This is a genomic window from Nocardioides sp. WJ219 (assembly GCF_058559815.1).
Genome location: NZ_JBZUJV010000001.1, coordinates 341677 through 358015, shown reverse-complemented (window position 1 = coordinate 358015; position 16339 = coordinate 341677). Strand labels below are relative to the sequence as shown.

Sequence of the window (16339 nt, the reverse complement as noted above, 5' to 3'; positions counted from 1 at the left end):
ACCCCTACAGCGCTCCGAGGTTGCGCAGCAGGAACGCCTCGGCGAGCACGACCCGCTCGAACTCGGCGAGGTGGAGGCCCTCGTTGGCGCCGTGGGCGCGGGTGTCGGGGTCCTCGACGCCGGTGACCAGCACGCTCGCCTCGGGGAAGGCCTCGAGGAACTCGGCGATGAACGGGATCGACCCGCCCACCCCCATGTCGACGGGCTCGGTGCCGTCCCAGGCCTCGGTGAACGCCGCGCGGGCGGCGTCGTAGGCGGGGCCGGTGGCGTCGATCCTGGTGGCCTCGCCGGTGTCGACGGTGGTGACGGTGAGCTGGGCGCCCCACGGCACGTGCTTCTCCAGGTGGGCCGTCAGGCAGGCCAGCGCGTTGGCGGTGGTGTCGCCGGGGGCGACGCGGAGGCTGAGCTTGGCCCGCGCGGCCGGGGTGAGGGTGTTGCTGGCGCCGTCGACCTTGGGCGCGTCGAGCCCGGTGATGGTGAGCGCCGGCTGGGTCCACAGCCGCTCGACGACCGGGCCACGGCCGACCCAGTCGACGCCGGGGGCGGCGCCCGACTCGGCGCGCAGCCGCTCCTCGGGGTACTCGACGTCGGCGGCCGGCGTGCTGAGCAGCCCCTCGATCGTGAGCGCGCCGTCGTCGTCGTACAGGGACGCCAGGAGCCGCGTCAGGGTCATGATCGCGTCGGGCACCAGGCCGCCCCACATGCCGGAGTGGACGGCGTGGGTGAGCGTGCGGACCTCGACGTCGACGCGCACCAGCCCGCGCAGGCTGGTGGTCAGCGCCGGCTCGCCGATGTCCCAGTTGCCGGAGTCGGCGATCACGATCACGTCGGCGCGCAGCGCCTCCTGGTGCGCCGCCAGCAGGGCCGGGAGGGTGTCGGAGCCGACCTCCTCCTCGCCCTCGATGAACATCGTGACGCCGACCGGGAGCGGGTCGTCGTACCTGGCGCCGAAGACGCGGAGGGCGCCGAGGTGGGCTGCGATGCCGGCCTTGTCGTCGGCGGCGCCGCGGGCGTAGAGCCGGTCGCCGCGCTCGGTCGGCTCGAACGGCGGGCTGTCCCAGTCGGCGTGGTCGTTCTCGGGCTGCACGTCGTGGTGGGCGTAGAGCAGCACCGTGGGCGCGCCGTCGGGGCCCGGCTTGTGCGCGATCACGGCGGGGGCGCCGCCGTCGGCGGAGACGATGTCGACGCTGGCGAAGCCCTCGGCGCGGAACAGCTCGGCCACGGCCTCGGCGCTGCGCTGCACCTCGCTCGCCCGGGCCGGGTCGGCGCTCACCGACTCGATGCGGACCAGGTCCTCGAGGTCCTGACGGATCCCTGGCATCAGCTCGGTCACTCGGGCGCGGATCTGGTCGCTCATCCGGTCAACCTATCCACGCCCCGGTCGGCTACCCCAGCGGCAGGTAGGGCGTGAGGTCGGTGCGCTCGCCGGAGGCCGTGATCCGGGCGTCGGTGAGCGCGTCGACCCAGGCCAGCGACCCCGTGGCGACGGCGATCCAGGTCTCGGCGTCGGTCTCGACGACGGCGGGCGGGGTGCCACGCGTGTGCCGGACGCCGGGCACCACCTGGACGGCGGCGTACGGCGGGACCCGCACCTCGACCGAGTGGCCGGGCGCCTTGGCCTCGAGCAGCGCGAGGTAGTGCTTGACGAGCAGCTTGAGGTCGGCCGGCTCGGCGCCGCCCGCGGTCAGCCGCTCGCGGGCCGCGGCGACGTCGGCGGGGGCTGCGGGACGGAGTCGGGCGGGCACCGCTCCAAACTAGCGAGGCGGGCGGGCTCGTGACCGTACGGGTGACCGTGGACGCCGCGGCCGCTCGGCAGACTGGGGCCGTGCCGGAGGGAGACAGCGTCTACAAGCTCGCGCGCCGGCTCGACCGGTCGCTGCTGGGCCGGACCGTCACGCGTTCCGACCTGCGCGTGCCCCGGCTGGCCACCCGCGACCTGGGCGGACGCCGGGTCGTGGAGCACGCGACGTGGGGCAAGCACCTGCTCACCCGCTTCTCCGGCGCCGACGACGGCGTCCCGGTCACGCTGCACAGCCACCTGCGGATGGACGGCGAGTGGTCGGTCACGGGCGCCGGCAAGGTCTTGCCGCGGCGGCTGATGGCCGACGTACGGCTGGTGCTCGGGCTGGACTCCGGGTCGACGGCGTGGGGCCTGCGGCTGCACGACCTCGACCTGGCGCCGACCTCGGAGGAGGCCCGCTGGGTCGGCCGCCTCGGCCCGGACCCCCTCCGCGACGACTGGGACCCCGACGAGGCCGTCCGCCGCCTCCGCGCGGTGGCCGGGACGCCGGTGGTCTCGGCGCTGCTCGACCAGACCCGGATCTGCGGGCTGGGCAACCTGTGGGTCAACGAGCTGGCGTTCCTGCTCGGCGTGAGCCCGTGGACGCCGGTCGACGAGGTCGACCTCGAACGGCTGGTCGCGCGGGCTGCCACGGCGTTGAAGCACTCAGCGACCGTGCCCGGCGCCTACCAGGTCACCACCGGCCTGTCGCGCCGCGGCGAGGACCACTGGGTCACCGGCCGTGCCGGTCGTCCCTGCCTGCGCTGCGGGACCCGGGTCGAGGTGGTCGCCGAGCTGCCGAACGACCCCGCCCACCGGCGTACGTGGTGGTGCCCCCACTGCCAGCCCGGACCCGGCCCCGAGGTCCGCGTCCCGACCGGCCGGCCGGGGTAGTCGGCACCCCGGGGGGCGGGCCGCTGGGATGGTCCCGGACAACATGGCCCCTGAGAGGCGTCGTGTGGGGCCGAAGGTCCGGGACTACCCCGCCGCTGCCCCCGCGGTCCGGAAGAGGTCGGCGACGCGGGCGCAGTGGGCGGTGAGCTCGGGGGGTGACTCGACCTCGAACGGCGCGCCGACCTGGGCCAGGACCATCACCGGCCACTGCAGGTCGTCGACGTGCATCTCGAGCAGGCACGTCGAGTCGGAGACCGCGGTGACGTCGCCCCAGCGGCCGACGGACCTGCCGACGACGTCGGCGGGGGCGGCGACGCGCACGCGGACGTCGTGGAGCTGGGGGATGCGGCGGAAGCCGGCCTCGACGAACGCGATGGCGTCGCCGCCGGGCAGCTCGCGGGGGCGGAAGCGGGCGCCGCTGGTGGTGGGCGAGGACAGGCGGTCGACGCGGAAGGAGCGCCAGTCGAGGCGGTCGCGGTCGTAGGCGACGAGGTACCAGCGGCGGCCGAGCGAGACGAGGCGGTGGGGCTCGACGCGGCGGTGGGTGAGGTCGCTGCCGCGGGCCTGGTAGTCGAACTCGAGCGGCTCGTCGTCGCGGCAGGCCTGGGCGAGGGCGGTGAGGATGGTGGCGTCGACCGTGGGGCCCGACGACCAGGGCCCGGGGGTGTCGGTCTGCGTCGCCAGCGCGTCCATCCGCCGCCGCAGCCGCGGCGGCATCAGGGCGACCACCTTGGTCAGCGCCTGCACCGAGGTCTCCTCCAGCCCGCCCACCGACCCGGCGGCCGCCGACCGCAGGCCCACGGCGATCGCCACGGCCTCCTCGTCCTCGAGCAGCAGCGGTGGCAGCTGGCCGCCGGCGCGCAGCTGGTAGCCGCCGGCCACGCCGCGCGAGGCGTCGACGACGTACCCGAGGTCGCGCAGCCGCTCGATGTCGCGCCGCAGGGTGCGGCCGCTCACCTCCAGGCGGCTGGCCAGCTCGTCGCCCGGCCAGTAGCGGTGGGTCTGCAGCAGGGAGAGCAGGGAGAGCATCCGGGCGCTGGTGGACATGTCCTCAGACTCGTTCCGATTGAGGTCAACAAGTGGCCTAAAGGCTACCTAGCGTGAGCGGCATGACCCACTCACACCACACAGGTCCGGTGATCCGGACGCAGGGACTGACCAAGACGTTCACGCGTCACAAGCAGGAGGTGCTCGCCGTCCGCGGCCTCGACCTCGAGGTCGCCGAGGGCGAGCTGGTCGCCTTCCTCGGCCCCAACGGCGCCGGCAAGTCGACGACCCTGAAGATGCTCACCACCCTCGTCGCCCCGACGTCGGGCTCCGCCGAGGTCGTGGGGTACGACGTGGTCCGCGACCCGCGGGCGGTGCGCCGTTCGATCGGGTACGTCGGGCAGGGCAACGCCGCGGGGCACCAGCAACGCGGTCGCGACGAGGTCGTCGGCCAGGCCCGCGCCCACGGCCTGGGCCGGCGCGAGGCCGCGGCCCGCGCCGACGAGCTCCTCGCGGCGTTCGACCTCGCCGAGCACGCGGGCCGCCCGGTCTCGACCCTCTCCGGCGGCCAGCGGCGCCGGCTCGACGTCGCGATCGGGCTCGTCCACCAGCCGCGGCTGATGTTCCTCGACGAGCCGTCGACCGGCCTCGACCCGCAGAACCGGGTCAACCTCCAGGAGCAGGTGCAGCGCCTCAACCGCGAGCTCGGCACCACGATCGTGCTCACCACGCACTACCTCGAGGAGGCCGACGCGATCGCCGACCGGGTGATCGTCATCGACCACGGCCTGGTGATCGCCGACGACACCGCCACCCGCCTCAAGTCGGGCCTGGGCGACCTCGTCGCGCTCGGCTTCGCCGGACCCGACGACGCCGCCCGGGCGGCCGAGCGGGCGCGCCGGATCGCCGAGGCGACCGTCGAGGTCGCGGGCAGCAGCGTCTCGGTGCGGGTCGCGCACGGCCGCGAGCTCGCCCCCGCCCTGGTCACCGACCTCGCCGCGGCGGGCACGCCGGCCACGCGGATCGAGGTCGCCAGCGCCACCCTCGACGACGTCTTCCTCCACCTGACCGGGCGCAGCCTGCGCGAGAGCAACGAGGCCGACCCCAGCACCGACGCCAGCACCGACGCCAGCACCGACAAGAGCACCGCCCCGACGACTGAAGGAGCAGCAGCATGAGCACCACGACCGCCCCCGCCCCGACCGCGACCACCGCGTCGTGGGACGACGTCCGCGAGCCCGGCTTCCTCGCCGACACGTGGAACGTGATGATGCGCGAGCTCCGTCCGATGCTGCGCGAGCCGGCGTCGGTGCTGTTCGCGATGGTGCAGCCGCTGGTGTTCCTCGCGCTGTTCGCGCCGCTGCTGCCCGACACCTCCGGGATCGCCGGCGTCGGGTCGGCGCTGCAGTGGTTCGTGCCCGGGATCATCGTGATGACCGCCCTGATGGGGGCGTCGATGACCGGCTCCAACCTCACCCTGGAGATCAACACCGGCTCGCACGAACGGCTGCTGGTCTCGCCGCTGCGGCGCTCGGCGCTGATGGTCGGCCGGGCGCTGAAGGAGGTCGTGCCGATGCTGGCGCAGGCCGTGCTGATCGTCGTCGTCGTGACGCCCTTCAGCTTCGACCTGCACCTGCCCGGCGTGGTGGTGGGCCTGGCGATCCTGGCGCTGTTCAGCATCGGGATCGGCGCGCTGTCGTTCGCGCTGGCGATCGTCTCGGCCGGTCAGGACTGGCTGTTCTGGACCGTGCAGCAGACGCTGATCTTCCCGCTGCTGCTGCTCGCCGGCGTGCTGCTGCCGCTCGACGGCGCCCCGGGCTGGCTGCGCTTCCTGGCCGACCTCAACCCGCTGGGCTACATCATCGAGGCCGAGCGGGCGCTGTTCGCCGGGTCCTGGCCGGCCGACACGATCGCGTACGGCGCCCTCGCCGCGGCCGGCGTCGCCGCCGTCGGGCTGGTCGTCGGGCTGCGCACCATGCGCCGGGCCGCCTGAGCCGCTAGGACCGCGGGCGGATGCCGTCGAGGACCGCCAGCTGCCGGGCCCACGCGTCGCTGTCGACGTCGATGACGACGAAGTGGTCGCCGTCGACCTCGACCAGCTCGGCGGTGGCGCCCGCGGCGGTCGCCCGCTCGACGTACGACGCCGACTGCGCGAGCGGCACGATCGCGTCGTCGCTGCCGTGCACGCACCAGGCCGGTACGTCGAGCGGGAGCTGCTGCGCGGGGTCGTAGCGCTCGTCGGCGGCCGTCGGCCGGTGGCCCAGCAGCAGGCCGGCGGCGCCGCCGCCGAGGCCGGCGTCCTCGGCGGCCTGCAGGTCTAGCACCCCGGCCTGGCTGACCACGTGGGTCACCGCGACCCGCGCCGGCCAGTCGTAGCGGTCGCGCCCGGCCGCCCAGGCGGCGAGGTGCCCGCCCGCGCTGTGGCCGAGGGTGACCACGGTGGAGGTGTCGAGGTCGAGGTCGGCCAGCGCGTCGATGCCGGCCGCGACGTCGTCGAACGTCTCGGGGGCACCGCCACCGCCGCCGTTCCCGACGCCGACCCGGCGGTACTCGAGGTTCCAGGCGGCCCAGCCCTCCGCGGCCAGGGCCTCCGCGAGCGGGGTGCCGAGCTCGGCGTCGTACTCGGTGCGCCAGAACCCGCCGTGGATGACGACGACCACGCCGCGCGGCTCGTCGGCCGGCCGGAAGAGGACGCCGTACTGGCTCGGGTCGTCGCCGTACGTGTGGCGCTCGGGCGCCGGCAGGTCGGGGTCGCTCACGTCGGGGTCCTCTCCGCAGCCGGCCAGGGTGGGGCCGAGCGCCGTCGCGGCGGCGAGCGTCAGGAACCCTCGTCGGCGCACCACCCGATCCTGCCGCACGGGGCCTGGGGCCGCCCGGGCCCTACTCCAGTGCGTACAGCTCGAGCCGCGAGCACTGGACACAGCGGTAGGCGATCACCGACGTCTTGCGCAGCCCGAGCTTGCGCGCGTTGCCCATCGGCCCGCGCTCGAGGCGACCCGCGATCCAGCGGATCCGGCCCTGCCGGTCGTCGTCGACGAACCCCGGCTCGAACTCCGTCCCGCTGCAGCCCGGGCACCGGAACGCGCCGGGCTGACCGGGCTGGCTCACGCCATCGCCGCCGGCAGCGTCGCCATCCAGGCCGAGCGCAGCTCGAGCAGGTTGACGTCGGGCAGCCCGTCGATCGCGAGGACGTCGCCGCCGGTCGTGCCGAGCTCGGTGAGGGGGACGCCGTGGCGGCCGGCGAGCTCGCCGAGCCGCACCGCGTCGTCGGGTGCGACCGTGACCAGCACCCGGCCCGCCGACTCGGAGAACAGCGCCACGAACGGGTCGGCGTGCACGCCCTCGAGGGCCACCGTGACCCCGCACAGGTGGCGCAGGGACGCCTCGACCAGGACCTGGGCCAGGCCGCCGTCGGCGAGGTCGTGCGCCGAGGTGAGCAGGCCGACGCCGTCGTGCAGCAGCTCGGCCAGCCGCTTCTCGGCAGCCAGGTCGACCACGGGCGGGAGCCCGCCGAGGTGGCCGTGGACGACGTGCGCCCACTCCGAGCCGCTCAGCTCCTCGCGGGTCTGCCCGAGCAGGAACACCCGGTCACCGACCTCGTCGCCCTCGACCGAGGCCCACGCCGACGGCGTCCGCCGGGTCACGTCGTCGACGACGCCGAGCACGGCCACCACCGGCGTCGGCAGGATCGCGGTCTCGCCGGTCTGGTTGTAGAGCGACACGTTGCCACCGGTGACGGGGATGCCGAGCTCGAGGCACCCGTCCTTGAGCCCGCGGCACGCCTCGGCGAACTGCCACATCACGGCGGGGTCCTCCGGCGAGCCGAAGTTGAGGCAGTCGGAGATCGCCAGCGGCACGGCGCCACCGGTCGCGACGTTGCGGTAGGACTCGGCCAGCGCCAGCCGCGCGCCGGCGTACGGGTCGAGCCGGGCGAAGCGGCCGTTGCAGTCGGTGGAGACCGCGACCCCGAGGTTGGTCTCGTCGTCGACGCGGATCATGCCGCTGTCGCTCGGCTGGGCGAGCACGGTGTTGCCGCGCACGTAGCGGTCGTACTGGTCGGTGATCCACGACTTGTCGCACAGGTTGGGGCTGGCGGCCAGCCGCAGCAGGGTGGCGCGCAGCTCCTCGCCCGAGGCCGGGCGGGGCAGCGCCTCGGCGGCGTCGGCCTGCAGGACGTCCTGGCTGTCGGGGCGGGCGTAGGGGCGCGAGTACTCCGGCCCGTCGTGCGCGACCGACCGCGGCGGTACGTCGACCACGCGCTCGCCGTGCCAGTCGATCTCGAGCCGGCCGGTGTCGGTGACCTCGCCGACGACGACGGCCTCGACGTCCCACTTCGCGCAGATCTCGAGGAACGCCGCGACGTCGTCGGGCTCGACGACCGCCATCATCCGCTCCTGGCTCTCGCTCATCAGGATCTCCTCCGGCGCGAGCGTGGAGTCGCGGAGCGGCACCCGGTCGAGCTCGACGTGCATGCCGCCGTCGCCCGCGCTGGCCAGCTCGGACGTGGCGCACGACAGGCCGGCGCCGCCGAGGTCCTGGATGCCCGCGACCACGCCGGCCGCGAACAGCTCGAGGGTGCACTCGATGAGCAGCTTCTCCATGAACGGGTCGCCCACCTGCACGGCGGGCCGCTTGGCCGGGCCGCCCTTCCCGTCAGCCGCAGCCTCGAAGGTCTCGGAGGCGAGGACTGAGACGCCGCCGATGCCGTCGCCGCCGGTGCGGGCGCCGTACAGGATCACCTGGTTGCCGGCGCCCGAGGCCTTGGCGAGGTGGAGGTCCTCGTGGCGCAGGACGCCGACGCAGAGCGCGTTGACCAGCGGGTTGCCGAGGTAGGTCTCGTCGAAGACGGCCTCGCCGCCGATGTTGGGCAGGCCGAGGCAGTTGCCGTAGCCACCGACGCCCGCGACGATCCCGGGCAGCACCCGGTGGGTGTCGGGGGCGTCGAGGGGCCCGAAGCGCAGCGGGTCCATCACCGCCACGGGCCGCGCGCCCATCGCCAGGATGTCGCGCACGATGCCGCCGACGCCGGTGGCCGCGCCCTGGTAGGGCTCGACGAACGACGGGTGGTTGTGGCTCTCGACCTTGAAGGTGACGGCGTAGCCCTGACCGATGTCGATGACGCCGGCGTTCTCACCGATGCCGGCCAGCATCGCGCCGACCGGCGTCTCCTGGGGGATCTCGGAGAACTGCTTGAGGTGCACCTTGGTCGACTTGTAGGAGCAGTGCTCGCTCCACATCACCGAGTACATCGCCAGCTCCGACGACGTCGGGCGGCGGCCGAGGATCTCGCGGATCCGCTGGTACTCGTCGGTCTTCAGGCCCAGGTCGGCCCACGGCTGCTCGCGGCCGGGGTCCTCGGCGGCGACGGCGACGGTGTCCAGGGACGGGGGAGCGACGGGCTCGGGCACGGGTGCGAATCTACCGAGTCGCGGCCGACCTCAGACCAGCAGGCCGTCGGCCACGACCTCGAGCAGCGGGCGGACGTCGTCGGGGCGCAGCTCGGACTGGTCGGCGACCGCGGCGACGCCGCCGACGAGCCGGCAGACCTGCACGCTGTCGATGCCGGGACGCAGGGCGTCGGAGGCCTGGAGCCGGTCGAGCACCCGGCCGGCGGCGTGGGAGAGCACCTGGCACTTGGTGTGGATCGGCGAGTCGGGGTCGCCCATGGCGGTGGTGATCTTGGCGGGTCCGCCCTTGTGGAGGCTGATCAGCGCGACGTACGTCTCGAACCAGCGCACCAGCAGGTCGCGGTCGGACCCGCCGGAGGCGAGCACCTCGTCGGTGGCGTCGGTGACCTTGTCGACCCAGCTCTGCATGATCGCGTCGAGCAGTGCGTCGCGGGTCGGGAAGTGCCGGTAGAGCGTGCCCGCACCCACCCCGGCGCGCTTGGCGACGAGGTCGAGGGAGGCGTCGTAGCCCTGCTCGCGGAAGACCACGCGGGCGACCTCGACGATCCGGTCGCGGTTGCGCTGGGCGTCGGCACGCACGGACGTCCCCCTCGGGTTGCTAAACGGAGACAGTCTCCGTATGGTTTCTCCCTGAACCGGAGAACGTCTCCACTCTACGTCCACGTCGGCGGTCGCGCCAGAACAGGACTGCACCTCTCATGTCACACCAGACGATGTCCCCCGCCTCCGAGGCGCCCGTCGACCTGCCGCCCGGCGCCACCAAGGCCGCGGCCGGCATCGCGCTCGTCCTCGTCGCACAGCTCATGCTCATCCTCGACGCGACGGTCGTGAACGTCGCCCTCCCCCACATCGACGACGACCTGTCCTTCGGGCCGGCCGGCCTCTCGTGGGTGCTCAACGCCTACACGCTCGCCTTCGGCGGGCTCCTGCTGCTCGGCGGCCGCCTCGGTGACGTCTTCGGACGCCGCCGGATGTTCGAGGTCGGCCTCGCCCTGTTCACCGTCGCCTCCCTCGTCGGGGGCCTGGCCCAGTCGCCCGGCCTGCTCGTCGCGGCCCGCGCGGCCCAGGGCGTCGGCGCCGCGCTGGCCGCCCCCGGCGTGCTCGCGCTGCTCACCACCAGCGCACCCGACGAGGCCGCCCGCAACCGGGCCCTGGCCCTGTTCGGCGCCGTGTCCTCCGGCGGCATGTCCATCGGCCTCCTGCTCGGCGGCGCGCTGACCGACCTCGGGTCGTGGCGCTGGACCATGTTCATCAACGTCCCGATCGGTCTCGCCGTCCTCGCCCTGACCCGCCGCTACCTCGACGAGACCACCCGGCGTCCCGGCCGGTTCGACGTCGTCGGCGCGGTCGCCGCGACCGGTGGCGCCGTCGCCGTCGTCTGGGCCCTGATCCAGGCCCCCGAGCACGGCTGGACCTCGGTCCGCACGCTCGGCGGGCTGGCGGTCGGCGCGCTGCTGATCGCCCTCCTCGCCCGCACCGAGCGCCGGGTCGCGCACCCGATGCTGCGTCCGGAGCTGCTGCGCGACCCGCGCCGGGTCGGCGGGCTCGCGGTGATGGCGTTCGTGGTCGGCGGCCAGCTGTCGATGTTCTTCCTGGCCGTGCAGTTCATCGAGGGCGAGCTCGGCTTCGGCCCGATGGCCTCCGGCCTGGCGTTCCTCCCGCTGACCCTCGGCATCTTTGCGATGTCGCGGGTGACCCCACGCCTGCTGGCCCGGTTCGGCGCCACCCCCATGATCATGACCGGGGCGGTCGGGCTGGCGGCGAGCTTCGCGTGGCTGAGCACCCTGTCGGCCTCCGACGGCTACCTCAGCGGGCTGTTCGGGCCGATGCTGCTCAACGGGCTGGCGGCCGGCCTCGCCTTCATGCCGGTCACCTCGATCGTGCTGACGGGGGTCGACCCCGAGCACGCCGGGTCGGCGTCCGGGCTGCTCCAGACCTTCCAGCAGCTCGGCGGCGCGATCGGCCTGGCCGTGATCGTCTCGGTGTACGCCGTCGGCGCCGTCCCCGGCGAGTTCCTCCCGGGCGCCCGCGCCGCGTTCCTCACCTCGGCGTCGTTCGCGACGCTGGCGTTCGTGGTGGGCCTGGCGCTCCACCTCCGCGGCCGCCGGACTTCGGTGGCCGTGGCCGAGGCCGCCTGACCCGGGGCCGGCCGAGGGAGTGGTCTCGAGACGGCCGTGGCCGTCTCGAGACCACCCTCCGGCAGGCTCCCGGTACCGCAGCGCCCGGCTCTCGGCTGGCGACCCGCGCACACCCCCACCACCGCCGGCCACCGGCCGCGCCGGGTGGGCGCGGGAGAGCCGGTCCGGCGAGCCCGGAACGGTATAGGTTTCCGCGCATGGCCAACTTCTGCGGACACTGCGGGGCGAGCAACGAGGGCGGTGCCTTCTGCGGTTCGTGCGGTCGCGCGCTCGACAGCGGCGCGTCCGCCGCCCACCCTCCGGCGTCCACGGGCGCCACCACCGCGAGCACCTCCGAGCCCACCCCCACCACCGCGTTCGCCGAGGAGACCGTGGTGCGTCCGGGTGGGCCGCAAGCCCACCAGCCGCAACCGCCGCCGTCCCAGCCGCCCATGCCACCCATGCCACCCCCGATGTCCCAGCCGGTGCCGCAGGCGCCGATGCCCCCGCCGCAGCAGCCCGGCTACCCCACCGCGCCGCCGACGGCGTACCAGCCGCCGCAGCAGGGCTACCAGGCCCCGGCCGGCTACCCGCCGCAGCAGGGCTACCCCCCGCAGGGCTACGCGCAGCAGGGCCCGCCGCCCGGCTACGGCCAGCCCGTCGCGCCCAAGGTCAACCCGTTCGTCGGGTGGCCGGTCTCCGACTACGTGCGTGACGGCGCGGCCCTGTTCTTCCTCTTCGCCGCGCTCGGGATGCCGTGGACGCTCAGCGACGACGAGTTCCCCTGGGCCAAGGGCGGCAACCTGTGGTGGGTGATCATCAGCGTGCTGCTCGCGGTGGTCGCCCTCGCGGTGCCGTACGTCGCCAAGGCCCGCCTGGTGCCGGCGTGGACGACGCAGCACTACCGGCTGCTCAAGCTCGCGCTCACCGTGCCGCTGCTGGTCAGCGTGCTGGCCGCGGTGATCCTCGAGCTGGTCAACGTCAACGACGACACCGCGGGCGCGCTGGGCAGCGGCATCGCGATGGCGCTGGCCGGCGTCGCGATGACCGTGCAGCCGCGCCAGGCCGAGGAGGAGCCGGGTCACACCGACGACCGGCTCTGGAACACCGTGGCCAAGGTGACCATCCTCGCGGCGGTCGCCCTGACCGTGCTGCTGTTCGCGACCTGGCTGGTGCACGGCCTGGTCAGCGACGACACCGACCTGTTCGACCCGTTCAGTGCCTTCCTCCTCGTCGTCGTCGCGATGCTCGTGATGCCCCTCGTCGTCGTCGGGTGGCCGGCGTACCAGGCCACCCTCGGCGGCCCGTCCGCCGCCTGGCGACGGGTCTTCGCGACGAGCGCCTTCACGGTCCTGGTGGTGGCGCTGTTCGCCCTGGCCAGCGACGGCGACGGCCTGTTCAGCTGGCCGCCGCTGGAGAAGTGGAACGGTGGGGTGTTCGGCCCGGTCGGCTCCTCCGGGATCCCCGGCGGCGGGCTGCTGCTGCTCGGCGCGGCCGCAGCGTTCGCCGTCTCCCGCGCCCAAGCACGCAGCACCGCCCAGACCCACGACCCGGTCTCCGCCTGGGAGCGGACCGTGTCGGCCGCGCTGATGGTCTCGGCCGCCGGCGCCGCGGTCTACGCCGTCGTCCTGGTGCTCGCGATGGTCGCCCAGGAGGAGTTCGAGGCCGCCCCCGTCGTGGTGGCCGTGCTCGCCCTGGTCGCCGCCGGCGCCGCGGCCTTCGGCACCAGCCTCGCCTCCGACATCCGCAAGAACCGGGTCGTGCTGCTCGGCATCGTCGCCGGCCTGGTGGTGCTCGGCCTCATCGCCATGGGCATCGCCAACGCCGAGGACTTCGGCTTCCTGGCCAACACCGGCTGGGCGGTCGCGGCGTTCGTCACGCTGCCGCTGCTGGCGGCGTACGCGATGACCGTGCCGTCGGAGGCCCGCACGGCCTACGGCCCGTTGGTCAGCGGCTCCCCGGCCGGCCAGCAGGGCTATCCCCAGCAGGGCTACCCCCAGCAGCAGCCGTACCCGCAACAGGGCTACCCCCAGCAGCCCGGCCACCCCCAGCAGCAGCCGTACCCGCAGCAGGGCTACCCGCCGCAGCAGCCCGGGTACCCGCCCCAGCAGCCGGGCTACCCCCCGCAGGCACCCCCGCAGGCACCCTCGCAGGCACCCCCGCAGGCACCCTCGCAGGCACCCCCGCAGGCGCCCCCGCAGGCACCGCCGCCGGGCCAGGGCTGGGGCGGTCCGCCGGCCGGCTGAGCCGCGTCGCCCGAAACTACAGCCCTGTAGTTCGCGCAACGTCTGTGACTGGTGTGAATCCTGAGGTTATGGTCGGCGGGACGACGGACACCCCGCCTCTTCCCCAGGAGCTCCGCCATGCGCTCGACCCTGCCCCCCACGCCGCCCCGCTCCACCGGACGACGGCTCCTCCGGTCGGTGGTCTCGGGCCTGGCCTGCCTGACCGTCGTCGCCGCGACCGGCCAGGCCCTGGGCGGCGGTACGCCGTCGCCGGCCGGGGCGTCCACCGTGGCCGCCGAGCAGGCGCCGGCCGCCCAGGCCCGCCGGGCAGGGGTGCCGGCGACCCCCGGTGACTTCACCGGCTACGGCTTCGACCAGTGCCTGGCCCCGACCCAGGCCGCGATGGACCGCTGGCTGGCCACCTCGCCGTTCCTGGCCGCGGGCATCTACATCTCCGGTGACTCCCGCGCCTGCCGCAGCCAGCCCAACCTGACCCCGGCGTGGATCCGCACCCAGCTCCGCAACGGGTGGAAGCTGCTGCCGATCACCCTCGGCCCGCAGGCGTCGTGCCAGCCGCGCTTCCCGCGCTACCGCGACGACTTCACCATCGACCCGTTCCGCGGCAAGGGCCGCTACCCGCGTGCCCGCGAGATGGGCCGGGCCTCGGCCACCGAGACGGTGCAGGACGCGCGACGGCTCGGCATCCCGGCCGGCAGCACCCTCTGGTACGACCTCGAGGGCTTCGACCACACCAACACCCACTGCCGCGAGTCGGCGCTGGCGTTCATCAGCGACTGGGTGACGACGGTCAAGAAGCTCGGCTTCACCACCGGCGTCTACTCCAGCGTCAGCTCCGGCATCAAGATGATGGACGACGTCCGTCGCACCCGGCCGGCGGCGTACACGCTGCCCGACCGGATCTGGCTGGCCCGCTGGGACGGCGTGGCCAACACGTCGTCGTCGTACATCGCCAACGACGGCTGGCGCCCGGGCGGCCGGGTCAAGCAGTACCGCGGCGGCCACGACGAGGTCTGGGGCGGCGTGCGGATCAACATCGACTCCAACTACCTCGACCTCGGCCGCGGCCAGGTCGCGGCGCCCGAGTCGCACTGCGGCGGCAAGGCCGCCCTCGACTACGTCGAGTACGGCACCCTCGAGCCGCCGCGCGCGGGCTACCGGGCGTCCACCGTCCGCGTCGCTGCGCTGAAGTGCCTGCTCAAGGAGCAGCAGTACTACGGCGGCCCGGTCGACGGCTCCTACGGCCCCGGCCTGGTGGCGAGCGTGCGGCGCTGGAAGGCCGCGCACGACCAGCCCGACGACGACCGCTGGTTCCGCAAGGACTGGACGGCGCTGCTGTCCACCGGCTCCCGCCCGATCCTCAAGCACGGCTCGTCCGGCGCCTACGCCCCGTGGGTGCGCCGGGTCCAGCGGGCGATCAACGCCGCCGACGTCGGCGTGAAGACCAACGTCGACGGCACCTTCGCCGCCGACACCACCGCGGCCGTCAAGCGCTACCAGCGCCGCGTCGGCCTCACCCAGTCCGGCGTCGTGGACGGCCCCACCTGGACCAGGCTGCAGTCCGGTACGAGGTAGCGGCTGGCGTCCTAGGCTGGCTCCCGTGGCGAACGAGCAGATGCGGCAGGGCTGGTCCGAGGGCGCGGCGGGCTGGGTGGAGAACGAGGCGCTCTTCGACGCGGTGTTCGCGCCGTTGACGCAGGAGCTGCTGACGACCGCCGACCTCGCCGGCGGACAGCGCGTGCTCGACGTCGGGTGCGGGACGGGCACGTTGCTCCTCGCCGCGGTGGCGGCGGGCGCCGAGGCGGTCGGGGTGGACGTCTCCCCCGGCATGGTCGAGGCGGCGCGGCGTCGGGTCCCACCGGCCACGGTGCTGCTCGCCGACGCCCAGACCGACGACCTGGCGGCCGCGGCACCCGGCCGGCCGTACGACCGGGTGGTCTCGCGCTTCGGCGTGATGTTCTTCGACGACCCGGTGGCGGCGTTCGCCAACCTCCGGTCGGTGACCGCACCGGGCGGGCGGGTCGCGTTCGCCTGCTGGCGCACCGTGGAGGAGAACCCGATGCTGACCCTCGGCCAGGACGTCCTCCTGGCGCGGCTCGACGAGCAGCAGGAGCCGGAGCCGCCGTTCGCGCCCGGGCCGACGGCGTTCGCCGACCCCGGCCACACGCGCACCCTGCTCGACGAGGCCGGCTGGCGCGACGTCGCCCTGGCACCGTTCGACTTCACCGTCGACTACGGCTTCGACGGCACCGACGGGATCGACCACCGGATGACCACGCTGCTCGCCACCTCGACCGGACGGCGGGTCCGCGACCTGCTCGAGCCGAGCCTCGGCCCCGACGGCTGGGCGGCGGTGCGCGACGACGTCCGCGCCCACCTGCTCGACCACCTGGTCGACGGCGCGGTGCGGTTCCCGGGCGCCGTCTGGCTGGTCACGGCGACGGCCTAGCCACAACCGGTCAGCCGGCCGGCGGGCCCACCACGAGGGCGACGCCGGTGAGCACCGCGACGGCGGCCAGGCCCGCGACCAGGCCGCGGACCGGGTTGCGCAGCAGCCACGCCACGGGCCGGTCGAGCCCGGACGCCGGGGCGTCGCCGGTGAGCCGCCACGGCCCGAACGCGCCCTGGCGCTCGGAGACCAGGTCGAAGACGACGGTGACGAAGGGCGGCACCGAGGCCACCAGCCCCGCCGCCGTACGACGCAGCGACCAGCGCTGGTCGACCGCGACGACCACGGTGGTCAGGCAGTAGGCGACGAAGACGACGCCGTGCAGCATGCCGCCGACGCGGACGCCGACATCGGTCGTCTCGGTGACGTACTTGAGGAACATCCCCGAGAGCAGGAGCGCCCAGGTGACCGCCTCGGCGACGGCGACGCGTCGGAAGAGGGACTGCGGGCTCACTGCGTGC

Annotated in this window: 15 protein-coding genes; 7 read left to right on the top strand and 8 right to left on the bottom strand. The window is 74.4% G+C overall.

Annotated elements, in window-relative coordinates; all coding sequences use genetic code 11:
• Window positions 1-4: 4 nt before the first annotated feature.
• Complete coding sequence (locus AC4MBH_RS01725; protein WP_491792603.1) at window positions 5-1357, bottom strand: dipeptidase; 1353 nt, start codon at window positions 1355-1357, stop codon at window positions 5-7.
• Window positions 1358-1385: 28 nt separating this feature from the next.
• Window positions 1386-1745, bottom strand: coding sequence for a sterol carrier family protein (locus AC4MBH_RS01720; protein ID WP_491792602.1), 360 nt, complete (start codon window positions 1743-1745; stop codon window positions 1386-1388).
• Between the two features lie 80 nt (window positions 1746-1825).
• Here AC4MBH_RS01720 and AC4MBH_RS01715 point away from each other — a divergent pair, with 80 nt between their 5' ends.
• Window positions 1826-2674, top strand: coding sequence for a DNA-formamidopyrimidine glycosylase family protein (locus AC4MBH_RS01715; protein WP_491792601.1), 849 nt, complete (start codon window positions 1826-1828; stop codon window positions 2672-2674).
• Window positions 2675-2758: 84 nt separating this feature from the next.
• Here the strand turns inward: AC4MBH_RS01715 and AC4MBH_RS01710 are convergent, their stop codons facing one another.
• Window positions 2759-3721, bottom strand: a complete 963-nt coding sequence (locus AC4MBH_RS01710; protein WP_491792600.1) for a helix-turn-helix transcriptional regulator — start codon at window positions 3719-3721, stop codon at window positions 2759-2761.
• A 62-nt stretch (window positions 3722-3783) separates the two neighbouring features.
• On the opposite strand from AC4MBH_RS01710, the gene AC4MBH_RS01705 reads away from it, so the two are divergent.
• Together AC4MBH_RS01705 and AC4MBH_RS01700 are read left to right on the top strand one after the other, a co-directional pair.
• The gene (locus AC4MBH_RS01705) at window positions 3784-4839 is read left to right on the top strand and encodes an ABC transporter ATP-binding protein (RefSeq protein WP_491792599.1); all 1056 of its coding nucleotides are present in this window, start codon (window positions 3784-3786) and stop codon (window positions 4837-4839) included.
• Window positions 4836-5654, top strand: a complete 819-nt coding sequence (locus tag AC4MBH_RS01700; protein WP_491792598.1) for an ABC transporter permease — start codon at window positions 4836-4838, stop codon at window positions 5652-5654. Before AC4MBH_RS01705 ends, AC4MBH_RS01700 begins: the two co-directional genes overlap by 4 nt.
• A 4-nt stretch (window positions 5655-5658) precedes the next feature.
• On the opposite strand, the gene AC4MBH_RS01695 is transcribed toward AC4MBH_RS01700, so the two are convergent.
• From AC4MBH_RS01695 to AC4MBH_RS01680, 4 genes are read right to left on the bottom strand one after another with little or no spacing between them, the layout of a single operon-like run.
• Window positions 5659-6501 (bottom strand): alpha/beta hydrolase family protein, encoded by an 843-nt coding sequence (locus AC4MBH_RS01695; RefSeq protein ID WP_491792597.1) that lies wholly within the window; start codon window positions 6499-6501, stop codon window positions 5659-5661.
• 40 nt (window positions 6502-6541) lie between these two features.
• A complete protein-coding gene (locus tag AC4MBH_RS01690; RefSeq protein ID WP_491792595.1) occupies window positions 6542-6769 on the bottom strand; it encodes a hypothetical protein in 228 nt (75 codons plus the stop codon).
• A complete protein-coding gene (gene purL / locus AC4MBH_RS01685; protein WP_491792594.1) occupies window positions 6766-9069 on the bottom strand; it encodes a phosphoribosylformylglycinamidine synthase subunit PurL in 2304 nt (767 codons plus the stop codon). The genes AC4MBH_RS01690 and purL overlap by 4 nt, the downstream gene beginning before the upstream one ends.
• Before the next feature lie 30 nt (window positions 9070-9099).
• The gene (locus tag AC4MBH_RS01680; RefSeq protein ID WP_491792593.1) at window positions 9100-9648 is read right to left on the bottom strand and encodes a TetR/AcrR family transcriptional regulator; all 549 of its coding nucleotides are present in this window, start codon (window positions 9646-9648) and stop codon (window positions 9100-9102) included.
• Between the two features lie 119 nt (window positions 9649-9767).
• On the opposite strand from AC4MBH_RS01680, the gene AC4MBH_RS01675 reads away from it, so the two are divergent.
• The 4 genes from AC4MBH_RS01675 (at window position 9768) to AC4MBH_RS01660 (ending at window position 15878) form a co-directional block, all read left to right on the top strand.
• On the top strand, window positions 9768-11207 hold the full coding sequence (locus AC4MBH_RS01675; RefSeq protein ID WP_491792592.1) for an MFS transporter: 1440 nt from the start codon (window positions 9768-9770) through the stop codon (window positions 11205-11207).
• Window positions 11208-11404: 197 nt separating this feature from the next.
• A complete protein-coding gene (locus AC4MBH_RS01670; protein ID WP_491792591.1) occupies window positions 11405-13432 on the top strand; it encodes a DUF7937 domain-containing protein in 2028 nt (675 codons plus the stop codon).
• Between the two features lie 117 nt (window positions 13433-13549).
• Window positions 13550-15004, top strand: a complete 1455-nt coding sequence (locus tag AC4MBH_RS01665; RefSeq protein ID WP_491792590.1) for a glycoside hydrolase domain-containing protein — start codon at window positions 13550-13552, stop codon at window positions 15002-15004.
• A 25-nt stretch (window positions 15005-15029) separates the two neighbouring features.
• Window positions 15030-15878 carry a class I SAM-dependent methyltransferase gene (locus AC4MBH_RS01660; RefSeq protein ID WP_491792589.1) on the top strand — a complete coding sequence of 283 codons (849 nt, stop codon included), beginning with the start codon at window positions 15030-15032 and terminating at the stop codon, window positions 15876-15878.
• 10 nt (window positions 15879-15888) lie between these two features.
• On the opposite strand, the gene AC4MBH_RS01655 is transcribed toward AC4MBH_RS01660, so the two are convergent.
• The gene (locus AC4MBH_RS01655; RefSeq protein ID WP_491792588.1) at window positions 15889-16332 is read right to left on the bottom strand and encodes a DUF3817 domain-containing protein; all 444 of its coding nucleotides are present in this window, start codon (window positions 16330-16332) and stop codon (window positions 15889-15891) included.
• Window positions 16333-16339: the final 7 nt, after the last annotated feature.